Genomic DNA, 14,832 nt, shown 5'->3' with positions numbered 1-14,832 from the left:
AGCACCTGACAGTGCGCCGTCCACCGTTCGCGGTGGGCGGCGCACTGTCGTTGGTGGGGGTGGAGCAGCTTGCGTCGACGTCGAAACCGCTACGGGACGACGACCGCCCCGCCGGCCAGTGGCTGGCCGACGGGGCGCCGGGGTGCGGCAGGCGGGTCCGGGGCAGCCGCGCTGCCCCGGACGTCAGAGGCTGAGGATGATCGCGAACGCGGTACGGGGACGGCCGCCGGCGTTGGCGAGGAAGTCCCAGGTGTGCCGACCGCCGGTCACGGTGGGGAACAGAGCGTGGAACAGGGCCGCGAGCCCTCGGCGGCTGGGCTGCAGCCGCTCGCGCACCGCCGGCAGGTCGGCACAGCGCACGCCCGAGGGTCGGTCCATTCGATGCCGACCGCGACGCTGACCGTCGGTGACCGACGCTGGACCGGCGAGCCCTGATGCGGACATGATCGTTGCACCTCTCTGCTGTGGCGGGGGAAGTCCACCGGGACGAAAGGTAAGTCGTGTGACAGCTGTGACTGGACCGACGCGCCGGGCGACACGCGGCCGTGACCGGGCTGAGACCTACCGCGGCGCGGTGGCGACCCCAGTGGCCAGCGGAGTGCGTCCGTGCTGAGGATCGGGCTCACCGGGGGGATCGGATCGGGCAAGAGCACGGTCGCGGCGCTGCTGACCGAGCGCGGTGCGCTGGTGGTCGACGCCGACCGGATCGCCCGGGACGTCGTGGCGCCCGGCACTCCGGGCCTCGCCGCGGTCGTCGCCGAATTCGGTGAGCAGGTGCTGGCCGCCAACGGTTCGCTGGACCGCCCGGCGCTGGCCGCGGTGGTCTTCAGCGACCCGGCTGCCCGAGCCCGGCTCGACGCCATCGTCCACCCGTTGGTGCGCGCCCGGGCTGCTGAGGCGCTCGCTGCGGCCCCGCGGGAGGCCGTCGTGGTCCAGGACGTCCCCCTGCTCGTGGAGACAGGGCAGGCGGGCTCCTACGACCTGGTGCTGGTCGTGCAGACCGACGGTGAGGAGCGGGTGCGCCGGCTGGTCGGCCGCGGCCTCGATGCGGACGACGCCCGGGCGCGGATCGCCAGCCAGGCCTCCGACGAGGAGCGGGCCGCCGTCGCCGACGTCGTCCTGCACAACGACGACGGCCGAGATGAGCTCGCCGCACAGGTCGACCGGTTCTGGGCCGAGCACGTGGGGCCCGCGGTCGGGGGCTGACCGGGGGTGGGGCTGGGAGCGCGCCCGGGAACACGAAAGGACCCCAGGTGCCCGTCTCCGGTCCCGGGGTCCTCGTCGTGTTGTGGGCGATACTGGGATCGAACCAGTGACCTCTTCCGTGTCAGGGAAGCGCGCTACCGCTGCGCCAATCGCCCGTCCCGACTTCACAGTCGGCCCCACCTCCGCGCTCGTGCTCCGAGGAGGACGAGGTGGAGACGGGATTTGAACCCGTGTAGACGGCTTTGCAGGCCGTTGCCTCGCCTCTCGGCCACTCCACCGCACACGGGCGCCGGTCTCGCGACCAGCGCCCGGGATTCCGAGCGGACGACGGGATTCGAACCCGCGACCCTCACCTTGGCAAGGTGATGCTCTACCAACTGAGCCACGTCCGCAGTGCGTGTTGAACTCTAACCGACCCCGTTCTGACCGCCGGACCCGGGGGGTTCCGACCACCCTCCGGTGGCCGTCTTCGCAGGTCAGTGCCCCGTCCAGGAATGATCCCGAGGCCTCAGGGGGCGGTGGGGTTGTCCGAGCCGCCCTGCAGGAGTGCCGAGAGCTCGTCGTCCACCTGCAGCAGGCCGCTCTCCTGTCCGGCCGGGACCAGGAGTTCGGTCTCCCGTAGGAAGTCACCCACCACCGCGGCTGACAGCTCGAACAGCGCCTCGCCCGACGGGGCTCGCAGCTGCAGGAAGAGCACGTCGAGCGCGGCCCGGGCCGGCCAGATGCGCACGTCGCCGTCGCCGGCCGGGAAGGACAGGCCGGCGCGCAGCAGCTCACGGCTGAGCAGCCACTCCACCCCCTCGTCGTCCGGGTCGGCGTCGGCCGCCACGACGTCCTCGCCGGCGTCGCCGAACATGACCCGGACGGCGTAGGGGTCGGCTGACTCGTAGACCAGGGCGGCCGGGACCGCAGTCCAGGACTGGGGGCCGACCAGGTGGAGGGTGGTGCGAGCGGTACAGCCCGACCTCGGAGAGCACGCCATGCCCCCTGCAACGACGCAGGGGTGCGGAAGTGACTCCCCCTCCGGCGTGTCGCGGACTTCTCGTCCCACCGGTCACACGCGCACCATTGCGTCCCATGGATGGGGTCTGCCGGGCGCGCTGAACCGCTGGGGCTGGGTTCTGCGAAGACCCCGTGTGACCATGGGACTCGTGAGCCGACCAGCCCGGCGTCCGGAGGAGGACAGCGCTGCCGACGCGGAGCTGCTCCGGCGTGTGGCAGCGGGTGACCGCGGCGCCATCGACGACCTGTACGAGCGGTTCCGCCGTCCCGCCTTCGCGCTCGCCCGACGCGTGCTCGCCGACGACTCACTCGCCGAGGACGTGCTGCAGGACGTCTTCCTCACCGTCTGGCGCAACCCGGCCGGCTTCGACGGCGCCCGGGGCAGCGTCTCCACCTGGCTGTTGACCCTGGTGCACCACAAGGCCGTCGACGCCGTCCGCCGCGAGGAATCGCACCGGCGCCGCCAGGTCCGCGCGGAGGACGACCTGGCGCTCACCGCACCGATCCAGGGCGACGACGTCGAGGACCAGGCGTGGGCGGGCATCGTCGCCGACCGCGTCCGGGCCGCCCTCGGGGCGCTGCCAGAGGCCCAGCGTGAGGCGCTGACCCTGGCCTACTACGGCGGCTACACCCAACGGGAGGTGGCCGCGTTGACCGGCACCCCGTTGGGCACGGTGAAGACGAGGATGCTGGCGGGCATGCGACGGCTGAAGGACAGCCTGGGCACCGCGGTTCCCGGTGGCGCATCCTTCGGGGACGGGGGCGCGCGATGACCGGCCACACGCGGAGGCACGACGACCACGAGGCCTTCGACGAGCTGGCCGTGGGCTGGGCACTGCATGCCCTCGAGCCCGAGGACGAGGATGCCTTCGCCGCGCACCTCGCCCGCTGCGACCGGTGTGCCCGCACGGTCGCCGAGACCCACGACGTGATGGCCGCGCTGGCCGCGGACTTGCCGCTGGCGGAGCCGTCGGAGGGGCTGCGTGACCGGCTGCGGGCCGCGGTCGAGAAAACCGAGCAGCTGCCGTCCGCTGCCGTGTCGCCCGAGCTGCCCCGGCGGGAGGTGTCTCCCGTCCGCCCGGTCGAGCGAGCTGCTGCCCGGCACCCCGCCGGCGGGGTGCGCCCGGCTGTCTTCGACGAGCTCCACCCGCCCCGCTCGACACGGGTTCCTGACCCCCGGCCGGCGTGGCGGCGGATCGTGCCGCACGCGCTGGTCGCAGCGGCCGTCGCCGCCGTCCTGGCGCTGGGTGCCTGGAACGTGGTCCTGGCCGGCGACCGGGACGCCATCCGGGCGACCGCGGCCGAGCAGTCGGAGATGCTCGACGCGTTGCTCACCTCCGGCCGGGCGACGATCGCGCCGCTCACCGACCAGGGTCGTGCGGTGGCCACCGTCGTGGCCCGCCCCGACGAGGTCCAGGTCGTCGCCGCCGGACTACCGGTCAACGACACGCAGGACACCACCTACGTCGTGTGGGGGATGCGCAACGGTGTCCCGGAAGCCCTCGGGACTTTCGACGTGGTCTCTCCGGAGAGGCAGCTGCGGACCGTAGGCTCCACGCCGACCGGGCTGGACGACTACGCCAGCTATGCCATCAGCATCGAGCCCGGTCGGCAGGCTCCGTCATACCCGACGGACGTCGTCGCGAGGGGGGAGGTGGCCAGCTGAGCGACCAGGACACAGTCACGGCGCCGGGGGAGTTCCTCCCGGCGCCTGGTTCCGCGCGTCCAGTGCCGGCGGAGCCCGAGAACGCCCGCCGGGCGCGCTACGACGCCGAGGAGTCCCACAGTCTGCGGGAACGGGTGGCCGAGGCGCGCTGGCGCCGCCGGCTGGCCGCCCACCGTCCGCTGGACACCGCCTACCGGGTGGGTGTCGGGGCGGTCGGCGGCCTGGTGGTTGCGTTCGGCATCGTCACCATCCCGCTGCCCGGTCCCGGCTGGCTGACCGTCATCGCGGGGCTGTTCCTGCTCGCCACCGAGTTCGCCTGGGCCGAGCGCCTCCTCCAGTACACCCGCCAGCGCGTCGAGGGCTGGACCCAGTGGCTGGGCCGCCAGTCGGTGGTCGTGCGCCTGGGCGTGACCCTGCTGACTGCGGCGTTCGTCTACGGCGTGCTCGTACTGACACTGCGCGTGCTGGGCGCGCCGCATTGGGTGCCGGGGTGGGTGCCGCTGTGGCGCTGAGCGTCTGGCAGACTCATCCACGGCACGGGCGATTGGCTCAGCGGTAGAGCGCTTCGTTCACACCGAAGAGGTCACTGGTTCGATCCCAGTATCGCCCACTCCCGGAAGGCCCCCGATCCCCAGCGGTCGGGGGCCTTCCGCGTGTGCGGAGCCTGGGCGGACCGGCGCATCATGGACGGCGATGTCCCGTCCCCGCGCCGTTCCGGCCGACGAGCCGGCGCGGGGCCAGCGCGCCCCCGACCGGGCGGCGCGGCTGACCCTGGCCGTCGAACGGGACGGCCCGACCTGTATCTGGTGCGGTCGGGAGCTGACCGGACTGGTCGCCCCGACGACCGAGCACGTGGTGCCCCGGGTCAAGGGCGGCCCCTCGTGGCCGGAGAACGAGGTCGCCGCCTGTCGCCGCTGCAACGCCGCCCGGGGGCACACCGGCCCGGTCCAGTGGTTGGCCGAGTGCCGCGGCCGGGGCTGGATACCCGACGAGTCCCGGCTGACCAGGGCGCTGGAGTCGCTGGCCGCCGCCATCGCGTGCCGGGGAGGGCAGCGCCGGGCCCGCCCCTACCTGGACGCCCAGCTGCGCCGGCTGCGCCGCTCGACGCCGGCCGGCGATCCCGGCTCCGCCGCCGGGCCGGGCCGCCGCCGCGCGTAGCCTCGCCGGGCGTGACGAGTCCCCAGGCCCAGCCCGTCGGCACCGTGCGGCAGATCTCGGTATACCCGGTCAAGTCCCTCGCCGGCCGCACCCAGGACGCCGTCGAGGTCGGCCCGGCCGGTCTCGCCGGCGACCGCGCCTACTCGGTCGTGGACGCCACCACCGGCGAGCGGGTCACGGTCAAGACGACTCCGCAGCTGCGGGAGGTCGTGGCCACCGGGGACGCCGAGGCGGACGCGGTCACCCTCGCCGCCGTGCTCGGCCGACCGGTTTGGATGGCCGCCGCCGCCGGCCGGCAGGTCGATGCCGCCGCGGTGCACCTGGTGTCGCGGCAGGCGATCGACCGGGCCGCCGAGGGCGAGGTGCCCGAGGGCTGTTCGGCGGAGGACCCGCGCGCCAACCTGCTGTTGGACCTGCCCGCCGGCGTCGACGAGCGGACCTGGGTCGGCCGCCGGGTCCAGGTCGGCGAGGTCGTGCTGGACGTCGTCCGGACGCCGAAGCACTGTCTGGGCGTCTACGCCGAGGTGCGCGTCCCCGGCCGGGTCGCCGCCGGCGACCCGGTGCTGCTCGCCGCGATCGCGGACTGACCGCCGCGTCCGGGCACTACCCTTTCCCTCACCGGCTCCGGCCGGTCGTCCGACCGCCCCGAATGTCAGGAGCTCCTTGTGTCCAGCGCGCCCTCGCCCCTTGCCGCCGCCCCGATCCGGGTGCCGGCCGGGACGACGGCCCAGCAGGCGCTCAAGGACGCCGGTGTGCCGCTCAAGGGGCCCGACGGCGCCGTCGTCGTCCGGGAGCTGGTCACCGGTGACCTGAAGGACCTGGCCTGGACCCCGGACGCCGACGCCGAGGTCGAGCCGGTGGTGGCCGCCAGCGACGAGGGCCGCGCGGTGATCCGGCACTCGACCGCGCACGTGCTGGCCCAAGCGGTACAGGACCTCTTTCCGGGCACCCGGCTGGGCATCGGCCCGCCGGTGGAGAACGGCTTCTACTACGACTTCGACCCCGAGCGGCCCTTCACCCCCGAGGACCTGCAGGCGCTGGAGAAGCGCATGCAGGCCATCGCCAAGCAGGGGCAGAACTTCGCCCGTCGGGAGATCGACGACGACGAGGCGCGCACAGAGCTGGCGCACGAGCCGTACAAGCTGGAGCTGATCGGGCTGAAGTCCAGCGCCGGGGAGGCCGGTGAGGGTGCCGACGTCGAGGTCGGGTCCGGTGGCCTGACCATGTACGACAACCTCGACCCGCGCACCGGGGACCGACTCTGGACCGACCTGTGCCGCGGCCCGCACCTGCCGCGGACGTCGAACATCCCGGCCTTCGCACTGACCCGGAGCGCGGCCGCCTACTGGCGGGGGAGTGAGAAGAACCCGCAGCTGCAGCGGGTCTACGGCACCGCCTGGGAGAGCAAGGACGCGCAGAAGGCGTACCTGGAGCAGCTGGCCGAGGCCGAGCGGCGCGACCACCGCCGGCTGGGGGCGGAGCTGGACCTGTTCAGCTTTCCCGACGAGATCGGCTCCGGTCTGGCGGTCTTCCACCCCAAGGGCGGGGTGGTCAAGCGGGAGATGGAGGACTACGTCCGTCGCCGGCACCTCGAGGAGGGCTTCGACTACGTCGGCACCCCGCACATCAGCAAGCGCGGGCTGTTCGAGACCTCCGGACACCTGCCGTACTACGAGGACACGATGTTCCCAGCCATGGAGCTGGAGAACAGCGAGTACTTCCTCAAGGCCATGAACTGCCCGATGCACAACCTGATCTTCCGGTCGCGTGGACGGTCCTACCGCGAGCTCCCGCTGCGGTTCTTCGAGTTCGGCTCGGTCTACCGGTACGAGAAGTCCGGCGTCGTCCACGGCCTCACCCGGGTGCGCGGGCTGACCCAGGACGACTCGCACAGCTACGTCACCCCCGAGCAGGCGCCGGGCGAGGTCCGGCACCTGCTGGCCTTCGTGCTCGGCCTGCTGCGGGACTTCGGCCTCGACGACTACTACCTGGAGCTGTCCACCCGCGGCGACTCGGACAAGTTCATCGGGTCCGACGAGGAGTGGGCGTTGGCCACGGCGGTGCTGGAGGAGGCGTCGCGGGAGACCGGCCTGGAGCTGGTGCCCGACCCGGGCGGGGCCGCCTACTACGGCCCGAAGATCTCCGTCCAGGCCCGGGACGCGATCGGCCGCACCTGGCAGATGTCGACCATCCAGTACGACTTCAACCAGCCGGCGCGATTCGGGCTGGAGTACAGCGCGGCCGACGGCACCCGCAAGCAGCCGGTGATGATCCATTCGGCCAAGTTCGGGTCGATCGAGCGGTTCTTCGGCGTGCTCACCGAGCACTACGCCGGCGCCTTCCCGGCCTGGCTCGCCCCGGTGCAGGTCGTCGGCATCCCGATCACCGACGAGCAGGTGCCCTACCTGACCGACGTCGCCCAGCAGCTGCGCCGGCGCGGCATCCGGGTGGAGATCGACGACTCCGACGACCGGATGCAGAAGAAGATCCGCACCGCCAGCAAGCAGAAGGTGCCCTTCGTGCTCATCGCCGGGGCCACCGACGCCGAGGCCGGCGCGGTCTCCTTCCGATACCGCGACGGCTCGCAGCGCAACGGCGTGCCGGTCGACGATGCCGTGGAGCAGGTCGTCGCATGGGTGGCCGCCCGGTACAACGCCGACCCGACCGCCGAGCCGGCCGAGGGCCCGGGCGACACCCCGCTGGTGGCCGGATGAGCGAGGAGTCGCCACAGCTGCACCAGGTCGCGGTCTCGGCCGACGAGAACGGGCCGACCTCGGTCTTCGAGCACCTGTGGACGCCCTACCGGATGGCCTACATCCGCGGTGCCGGCAAGCCGACCGGCGACCACGACTGCCCGTTCTGCCTCATCCCAGCGATGAGCGACGAGGACGGGCTCATCGTTGCCCGCGGGGAGTCGGTGTTCGCCGTCCTGAACCTGTACCCGTACAACGCCGGGCACCTGATGGTGGTCCCGTACCGGCACGTGCCCGACTACACGGATCTGACCGTCGCGGAGGTCGCCGAGCTGGGCGCCTTCACCCAGACCGCGATGCGGGCGGTCCGCACGATCAGCGGCGCGCACGGGTTCAACATCGGGATGAACCAGGGCTCGGTCGCCGGTGCCGGCATCGCCGACCACCTGCACCAGCACACCGTTCCCCGCTGGGGCGGGGACACCAACTTCATGCCGGTCGTCGGGCTCACCCGGGTGCTGCCGCAGGTGCTGGCCGAGACCCGGGACCTGCTGGCCGCCGCCTGGGCCGGACTCGCGGCCGCCCCGCGGGAGGCCTGAGTGCTCGGCGTCAACCTCCGCCCTGCCGTCGGCCGCTTCTGGGCGCCGGTGGTGGCCGGGCTGCTTCGCGCCGGGGTGACCGCGGACGCGGTGACCCTTACCGGCACCCTGGGAGCGGTCGCCTCCGCGGTGTTCCTCATCGGCAACGGATGGTTGTTCTGGGGCGCCTTCGCCGTCACCGTCTTCGTGCTGCTGGACATGCTCGACGGAGCGCTGGCCCGCGCCCGCGGCGGCGGCTCGCTGTATGGCGCGGTCCTGGACTCCACCGGTGACCGGGCCGCCGACGCGGCTATCTTCGCCGCCCTGGCCTGGTGGTTCTCCGGGGCCGGTGACAACCGGCTGATCGTGTTGCTGGCCCTGCTGTGCCTGGTGCTCGGCGTGCTGACTTCCTACGTGAAGGCCCGCGCCGAGGGCGTGGGCCTCACGGCCGACGTCGGGGTCGTCGAGCGGACCGAGCGGCTGATCCTTGTCCTGGTCGGTACCGGGTTCACCGGCCTGGGCATCCCCTACGCGCTGCACGTGGCGCTGTGGCTGCTGCTGGCCGGCAGCACCGTGACCGTCGCGCAGCGCGTCGTCGCCGTGCGCCGCGGTTCCGCCGGTCGGCGCCTGCCGGAGACACCGGCCCCCTCGGGGCCGTCGGCGCCATGAGCCGGGCCGGCGACCTGCAGGAGCGGCTCGCCGACGCCGGGTACGCGGCCGGGTGGGGCGCGGTGAAGCTGCTGCCCGAGCCGGTGGCCCGCGGCGCCTTCGCCGCCGGTGGCGGACTGGCCGCCCGGCAGGGCGGTCGCGGCGTCCGGCAACTGCGGGCGAACCTCGCGGTGGCCACCGGCGGGCGCCTGGACGGCGACGCTCTGGACGCCCTCACCCGACGGGCGATGCGCTCCTACGCCCGGTACTGGCAGGAGGCCTTCCGGCTGCCCACCATGGACCCGGCGCGGCTGGTGGCAGAGTGCTCGCTGTCCGGGCGGGAGCACCTGGAGGCGGCCCGTGCGGCCGGGCGGGGCATGGTGCTGGCCCTGCCGCACAGCGGGAACTGGGACGTCGCCGGGGTCTGGCTCATCGACTGGCTGGGCGGGCCGTTCGTGACCGTGGCCGAGCGGCTGCAGCCCGAGTCCCTCTACCGGCGTTTCCTGGAGTACCGGGAGGGCCTGGGGATGCGGGTCGTCCCACTGACCGGTGGGGAACGGCCCTGCTCGGTCGTGCTGCGCGAGTGGCTGTCCGGCGGCGGCACGACCTGCCTGCTCGTCGACCGCGACCTGTCCAGCGGCGGGGTGCCGGTGCAGCTGTTCGGCCGGCCGACCACGATGCCCGGCGGCCCCGCCCTGCTGGCTGCGCAGACCGGTGCGGTGCTGCTGCCGGCGGTGTGCCAGTTCGACGGCGCCGGCTGGCGGTTCGTCGTCCACCCGCCGGTGGACGTCGCCGGCCCGGGACGGCTGCGGGACCGGGTGACCGGTGGGATGCAGCAGGTCGCCGACGCGTTTGCCGCCAGCATCGCCACCCGGCCCGAGGACTGGCACGTGCTGGGCGGGATCTGGGCCGACGTGGGCCCCGGCCCGGCGCGTGGCGACGGCGCCTGATGCGCATCGGCCCACGATGAGGATCGGACTGGTCTGCCCCTACCGGTGGGACGTCCCCGGCGGCGTCCAGTACCACGTGCGCGACCTGGCCGAGACGCTGCGCGGCATGGATCACCACGTCGAGGTGCTCACCCCGGCCGAGCGCGAGGAGTTCCTGCCGGAACACGTCACCTTCTCCGGACGGGCGGTGCCGGTGCCCTACAACGGGTCGATGGCCGGGGTGCAGTTCGGCCTGGTCTCCGCCGCCCGGGCCCGCCGCTGGCTGCGCGAGGGGCACTTCGACGTCGTCCACGTGCACGAGCCGGCGTCGGTATCGCTCTCGCTGCTGGTGTGCATGATCGCCCGCGGACCGATCGTGGCGACCTTCCACGCGGCCACCACCCGGTCGAAGGTGCTCGCCGCCCTCGGCCCCTGGGCAAGACCGTGGCTGGAGCGCATCAACGGGCGGATCGCGGTCTCCGACTTCGCCCGCCGGGTCCAGGTCGAGCACCTCGGCGGCGACGCGGTCGTCATCCCCAACGGCGTGCACGTGCCGGCCTTCGCGACCGGCCCCTCCCTGCCCGGCCACCGCCGCGGCGCGCAGGCGCCCACCATCGGCTTCCTGGGGCGCTACGACGAGCCACGCAAGGGCCTGCCGGTGCTGCTGGATGCGATGCGGTCCGTCGTCGCCGACCATCCCACCGTCCAGCTGCTGGTCGCCGGACGGGGCGACCCCGACGAACTCGAGGCACTGGTGGGGGAGGACCTGCGCCCGCACGTCACCCTGCTCGGCGAGCTCACCGAGGCCGACAAGACCGCCTTCCTGCGGTCGGTCGACGTCTACTGCGCTCCGAACCTGATGGGCGAGAGCTTCGGCGTGGTGCTGGTCGAGGCCATGGCCGCCGGGGCGCCGGTGGTGGCCAGCGACCTGGACGCCTTCACCCGGGTCCTGGAGGACGGCGCCGCCGGGCTGCTGGTGCGTCGGGGCGACCCCGCCGACCTCGCGACGGGGCTGTCGGCGCTGCTGGCCGACCCGGACCGGCGCGCCGGGCTGTCCGCCGTCGGCGCCCGCGTCGCCGCCGGCTACGACTGGTCGGTGGTCGCCCGGCGGATCCTCGCCGTCTACGAAACCGTGGCCCTGCCCGGCGGGGGAGCGGTCACTGCCAGCACCGACGAGAACGGCGCGCTGCTGGGCCCGACCCCGTCGGCCCAGCGGGACGACGCGACGTCGGGGCCCTTCCGCCGCCGGGTACGCCGCTAACCTTGTCTTCCGTGACCACCGGATCCTGGCTGCTGCTGACGGCCGGTGTCCTGCTGATGTTCTCGCTGGGCTGGACCGCCTGGACGCTGACCCGACTGCGCCGGCTGGCCGGCCGGGTCCGGCGCGCCTGGGTCGTGCTCGACGCGGCCCTGCTGCGCCGGGCCGAACTGGCCGTCGCGATCGCCGCCACCTGTGCCGCCGAGTTGGGCCGCCCTGCCGCCGACGACCTGGCCGCGGCCGCCGCCGGTGCCCGCTCGCCGGCCGCCGGCGACCGGGAGGCGGCGGAGAACGCGCTGGGCCGGGAGTTGCGCCGGGTACCGAACGCGATGCTCCCGTCCGGGGCCGAGGACGCCGACGTTCGGGTGGGGCTGGCGCGGCGGTTCTACAACGACGCGGTCCGGGACACCCGCGCGCTGCGCCGTCGCCGGCTGTCCCGGCTGCTGCGGCTGCACGCGCGCCGCCCGTGGCCGCGCTACTTCGACATCGACGACGGTCAGGACGCCGTGGTGGGTGCGCACGCGGGCGATGGCCGGCCGGCCGGCTGACCGGCCGTACGATTGACCGACCGCAATCGACTCTCCCCGTGAGGCAGCAAACCGTGGCACTGCACCCCGACACCCCCAGTACCGGCACCGAGCTCGTCAAGCGCGGCATGGCCGAGCAGCTCAAGGGCGGCGTCATCATGGACGTCGTCACCCCGGAGCAGGCGAAGATCGCCGAGGACGCCGGCGCGGTGGCCGTCATGGCGCTGGAGCGAGTGCCCGCCGACATCCGCGCCCAGGGCGGCATCGCCCGGATGAGCGACCCGGACATGATCGACGGCATCATCAGCGCGGTCTCGATCCCGGTCATGGCCAAGGCGCGCATCGGCCACTTCGTCGAGGCGCAGGTGCTGCAGGCCCTCGGGGTCGACTACATCGACGAGTCCGAGGTGCTGACCCCCGCCGACGAGGCACACCACATCGCCAAGAGCGAGTTCACCGTGCCGTTCGTCTGCGGGGCCACCGATCTGGGTGAGGCGCTGCGGCGCATCTCCGAGGGTGCGGCGATGATCCGCTCCAAGGGCGAGGCCGGCACTGGCAACGTCGTGGAGGCCACCCGGCACATGCGCAGCATCCGGGCCGGCATCCGCCGGCTGGCCACCCTGGACGAGACCGAGCTGTTCGTGGCGGCCAAGGAGCTGCGGGCCCCGATCGACCTGGTCCGCGAGGTCGCCCGGCTGGGCAAGCTGCCGGTCGTGCTGTTCACCGCCGGCGGCATCGCCACCCCGGCCGACGCGGCGATGATGATGCAGCTGGGCGCCGAGGGCGTGTTCGTCGGCTCGGGCATCTTCAAGTCCGGTGACCCGGCGCTGCGTGCGGCCGCGATCGTGCAGGCCACCACGTTCCACGACGACGCCGACGTGGTCGCCAAGGTCTCCCGCGGCCTCGGCGAGCCGATGGTCGGCATCAACGTGAGCACCCTGCCCGACAGCGAGCGCTACGCGACGCGCGGCTGGTGAGCTGCCCCACCAGGACCGCCCCGGTGATCGGGGTGCTCGCGTTGCAGGGCGACGTACGCGAGCACGTCGCCGTGCTGCGCGGTGAGGGCGCCGAGGCGGTGACGGTGCGCCGCCCCGAGGAGCTCGCGGCCGTCGACGGCCTCGTCGTCCCGGGCGGGGAGTCGACGACCATGGGGAAGCTGGCCGACCGGTTCGGGCTGCTCGAGCCATTGCGGGCCGCTGTGCGCGGCGGGCTGCCGGTGTACGGCTCCTGCGCCGGGATGATCCTGCTGGCCGACCGCCTCCTCGACGCGCCGGACGATCAGCAGACCGTGGGCGGGCTGGACGTGACCGTCCGGCGCAACGCCTTCGGCCGGCAGGTCGACTCCTTCGAGGCCGACGTGGCCGTCGCCGGGGTGACCGGCGGCCCGCTGCACGCGGTCTTCATCCGTGCGCCGTGGGTGGAGCAGGCCGGCCCGGACGTCGAGGTGCTCGGCCGGGTCGTCGGCGGGCCGGCCGACGGTAAGATCGTCGCGGTCCGGCAGGGGAGGCTGGTGGCCACCAGCTTCCACCCGGAGCTCACCGGGGACACCCGGGTGCACGCACTGTTCGTGGACCTGGTGCGGGCTGCCCGGTCCCAGAACGTAGGTACAGACGGCGCCGACGCAGGCGCCGTCGATGAGGGAGGTAAGCGGCAGTGAGCGAGCGTGCGAGCTCACCAACGAGCACAGCGGCAGCCCGAAGGGGGCCGACGAGCGTCAGCGAGGAGGACTCGTGAGCGGCCATTCCAAGTGGGCGACGACCAAGCACAAGAAGGCCGGGATCGACGCCAAGCGCGGCAAGCTCTTCGCCAAGCTGATCAAGAACATCGAGGTCGCGGCGCGCACGGGCGGCGGGGACATCAATGGCAACCCGACCCTCTTCGACGCGGTCACGCGGGCGAAGAAGGCCTCGGTGCCCAATGACAACATCGACCGGGCGGTCAAGCGCGGCGCTGGCCTGGAGGCCGGCGGGGTCGACTGGCAGAACATCACCTACGAGGGGTACGCCCCCGCCGGGGTCGCCGTCCTCATCGAGTGCCTCACCGACAACAAGAACCGGTCGGCCATGGAGGTCCGCACGGCGATGACCCGCAACGGCGGGAACATGGCCGACCCGGGCTCGGTGTCCTACCTGTTCTCCCGCAAGGGCGTCGTCGAGGTCCCGGCGGCCGGCACCACCGAGGACGACGTGCTGATGGCCGTGCTCGACGCCGGTGCCGAGGAGGTGCGCGACCTCGGGGACACCTTCGAGGTGGTGTGCGAGCCGGGCGATCTGGTCGCCGTCCGCACCGCGCTGCAGGAGGCCGGCATCGACTACGACTCGGCCGAGGCCGGGTTCGTGCCCAGCGTGCAGGTGGAGCTGGACGAGGAGTCCGCGGGCAAGGTCTTCCGGCTCATCGACGCCCTCGAGGACTGCGACGACGTGCAGAACGTGTACGCGAACTACGACGTGTCCGACGAAATCATGGAGAAGATCGACGCCTGACGGTGCCGGGAGCATCCCGGGGGCCGACAGGGAGTGAGCATCGCAGTGAGCACCAGCGAGCACCAGCGAGCGACCGATCTGCTGAGCGAGCGCCAGCGAGCGGACCGGGGCCGGAAGGCGTCCGGTGTGCTCGACGCCTGACGGTCGCGGGCGGCCGATCGCCGCTCCGCGCCTCAGTCGTACCACTCGTCCCACGGGCACCGGGACACGCTCGAGGTCCCTCGGTTGCCCCGGCCCTGCTGCCCAGCCTGCCAGCGGCCGGGCACCGGACGCGGCCGCGATCGCGGGGGTGGTCATGCGACACACGCCGCCGACCCGGGCACCGCGCTGCCCTACCGGGTGGTCGACGGCGACGACTGGTGGGTCGCGGACCCGGCCAGTGAGCTCTACAACTCCTACGCGCAGTGCCTGCCCGGCACCTGTCCCTGCTCCGAGGCGGCGGGGGAGGACCTGTACGCCGCCGGCCCGGTCTACGACCACGCGGTGGTCATCGACTACAACCGCGGCGGGACGCCGGGTGCCTGATCGGCGTACTTCCTGCACATCGCCAACGGCGCCCCGACCGCCGGCTGCGTGGCGGTCGACCGGGGGAGCCTGCAGATCCTGCTGCGCTGGCTGGACCCCGCAGCCACCCCGGTCATCGCCATCGGGGTGCGCTGACCGCGGAGACGGCAGACTCCTGTG

General features: G+C 73.3%; 18 protein-coding genes and 4 tRNA genes. 17 read left to right on the top strand and 5 right to left on the bottom strand.

The window, feature by feature from the left end; all coding sequences use genetic code 11:
* Nucleotides 1–183 precede the first annotated feature (183 nt).
* Nucleotides 184–378 (bottom strand): hypothetical protein, encoded by a 195-nt coding sequence (locus BLW04_RS03155; RefSeq protein ID WP_254780999.1) that lies wholly within the window; start codon nt 376–378, stop codon nt 184–186.
* A 228-nt stretch (nt 379–606) separates the two neighbouring features.
* Between BLW04_RS03155 and coaE the strand changes: the two genes are divergently transcribed.
* The gene (gene coaE / locus BLW04_RS03150; RefSeq protein ID WP_091537232.1) at nt 607–1,206 is read left to right on the top strand and encodes a dephospho-CoA kinase; all 600 of its coding nucleotides are present in this window, start codon (nt 607–609) and stop codon (nt 1,204–1,206) included.
* 83 nt (nt 1,207–1,289) lie between these two features.
* On the opposite strand, the gene BLW04_RS03145 is transcribed toward coaE, so the two are convergent.
* From BLW04_RS03145 to BLW04_RS03130, 4 genes are all read right to left on the bottom strand, one after another.
* A tRNA-Val gene (locus BLW04_RS03145) sits at nt 1,290–1,361 on the bottom strand.
* A gap of 52 nt (nt 1,362–1,413) precedes the next feature.
* A tRNA-Cys gene (locus tag BLW04_RS03140) sits at nt 1,414–1,484 on the bottom strand.
* Between the two features lie 41 nt (nt 1,485–1,525).
* Nucleotides 1,526–1,598: transfer RNA gene (locus BLW04_RS03135), tRNA-Gly, on the bottom strand.
* 116 nt (nt 1,599–1,714) lie between these two features.
* Nucleotides 1,715–2,188: an SsgA family sporulation/cell division regulator gene (locus BLW04_RS03130; RefSeq protein ID WP_091537230.1), complete on the bottom strand. Its 474-nt coding sequence runs from the start codon at nt 2,186–2,188 to the stop codon at nt 1,715–1,717.
* 160 nt (nt 2,189–2,348) lie between these two features.
* Here BLW04_RS03130 and BLW04_RS03125 point away from each other — a divergent pair, with 160 nt between their 5' ends.
* The 16 genes from BLW04_RS03125 to BLW04_RS25655 all read left to right on the top strand — a co-directional run bounded on the left by BLW04_RS03125 (nt 2,349) and on the right by BLW04_RS25655 (nt 14,673).
* Entirely contained in the window at nt 2,349–2,981 is a 633-nt protein-coding gene (locus tag BLW04_RS03125; RefSeq protein ID WP_175483877.1) for a sigma-70 family RNA polymerase sigma factor, read from the top strand.
* Nucleotides 2,978–3,874, top strand: a complete 897-nt coding sequence (locus tag BLW04_RS03120; RefSeq protein WP_091537224.1) for an anti-sigma factor — start codon at nt 2,978–2,980, stop codon at nt 3,872–3,874. Before BLW04_RS03125 ends, BLW04_RS03120 begins: the two co-directional genes overlap by 4 nt.
* 62 nt (nt 3,875–3,936) lie before the next feature.
* Nucleotides 3,937–4,386 (top strand): TIGR02611 family protein, encoded by a 450-nt coding sequence (locus BLW04_RS03115; RefSeq protein ID WP_254780998.1) that lies wholly within the window; start codon nt 3,937–3,939, stop codon nt 4,384–4,386.
* A gap of 26 nt (nt 4,387–4,412) precedes the next feature.
* Nucleotides 4,413–4,484: transfer RNA gene (locus BLW04_RS03110), tRNA-Val, on the top strand.
* Nucleotides 4,485–4,567: 83 nt separating this feature from the next.
* Nucleotides 4,568–5,032, top strand: coding sequence for an HNH endonuclease (locus BLW04_RS03105; RefSeq protein WP_091537222.1), 465 nt, complete (start codon nt 4,568–4,570; stop codon nt 5,030–5,032).
* An 11-nt stretch (nt 5,033–5,043) separates the two neighbouring features.
* Entirely contained in the window at nt 5,044–5,619 is a 576-nt protein-coding gene (locus BLW04_RS03100) for an MOSC N-terminal beta barrel domain-containing protein (protein WP_091537219.1), read from the top strand.
* A 78-nt stretch (nt 5,620–5,697) separates the two neighbouring features.
* The gene (thrS, locus tag BLW04_RS03095) at nt 5,698–7,746 is read left to right on the top strand and encodes a threonine--tRNA ligase (RefSeq protein ID WP_091537216.1); all 2,049 of its coding nucleotides are present in this window, start codon (nt 5,698–5,700) and stop codon (nt 7,744–7,746) included.
* Entirely contained in the window at nt 7,743–8,324 is a 582-nt protein-coding gene (locus tag BLW04_RS03090) for an HIT family protein (protein WP_217630813.1), read from the top strand. The genes thrS and BLW04_RS03090 overlap by 4 nt, the downstream gene beginning before the upstream one ends.
* A complete protein-coding gene (gene pgsA / locus BLW04_RS03085) occupies nt 8,325–8,972 on the top strand; it encodes a phosphatidylinositol phosphate synthase (RefSeq protein WP_091537214.1) in 648 nt (215 codons plus the stop codon). It begins immediately after the preceding gene.
* Complete coding sequence (locus BLW04_RS03080) at nt 8,969–9,901, top strand: phosphatidylinositol mannoside acyltransferase (RefSeq protein ID WP_091537211.1); 933 nt, start codon at nt 8,969–8,971, stop codon at nt 9,899–9,901. The genes pgsA and BLW04_RS03080 overlap by 4 nt, the downstream gene beginning before the upstream one ends.
* 16 nt (nt 9,902–9,917) lie before the next feature.
* On the top strand, nt 9,918–11,141 hold the full coding sequence (locus BLW04_RS03075; RefSeq protein ID WP_091537208.1) for a glycosyltransferase family 4 protein: 1,224 nt from the start codon (nt 9,918–9,920) through the stop codon (nt 11,139–11,141).
* An 11-nt stretch (nt 11,142–11,152) separates the two neighbouring features.
* Nucleotides 11,153–11,686: a hypothetical protein gene (locus BLW04_RS03070; protein WP_091537205.1), complete on the top strand. Its 534-nt coding sequence runs from the start codon at nt 11,153–11,155 to the stop codon at nt 11,684–11,686.
* 59 nt (nt 11,687–11,745) lie between these two features.
* Nucleotides 11,746–12,642 carry a pyridoxal 5'-phosphate synthase lyase subunit PdxS gene (pdxS, locus tag BLW04_RS03065; RefSeq protein ID WP_256375457.1) on the top strand — a complete coding sequence of 299 codons (897 nt, stop codon included), beginning with the start codon at nt 11,746–11,748 and terminating at the stop codon, nt 12,640–12,642.
* 23 nt (nt 12,643–12,665) lie between these two features.
* Nucleotides 12,666–13,322 (top strand): pyridoxal 5'-phosphate synthase glutaminase subunit PdxT, encoded by a 657-nt coding sequence (pdxT, locus tag BLW04_RS03060; protein ID WP_217630812.1) that lies wholly within the window; start codon nt 12,666–12,668, stop codon nt 13,320–13,322.
* A 73-nt stretch (nt 13,323–13,395) separates the two neighbouring features.
* Nucleotides 13,396–14,148, top strand: a complete 753-nt coding sequence (locus BLW04_RS03055) for a YebC/PmpR family DNA-binding transcriptional regulator (protein WP_091537199.1) — start codon at nt 13,396–13,398, stop codon at nt 14,146–14,148.
* A gap of 225 nt (nt 14,149–14,373) precedes the next feature.
* Nucleotides 14,374–14,673, top strand: coding sequence for a hypothetical protein (locus BLW04_RS25655; protein ID WP_139306708.1), 300 nt, complete (start codon nt 14,374–14,376; stop codon nt 14,671–14,673).
* The last annotated feature ends 159 nt before the right edge of the window (nt 14,674–14,832 follow it).

Source organism: Modestobacter sp. DSM 44400 (assembly GCF_900107175.1).
GTDB lineage: Bacteria > Actinomycetota > Actinomycetes > Mycobacteriales > Geodermatophilaceae > Modestobacter.
Note: the sequence above shows the minus strand (reverse complement) of the source record. Positions and strands in the feature narration are given on the sequence as shown.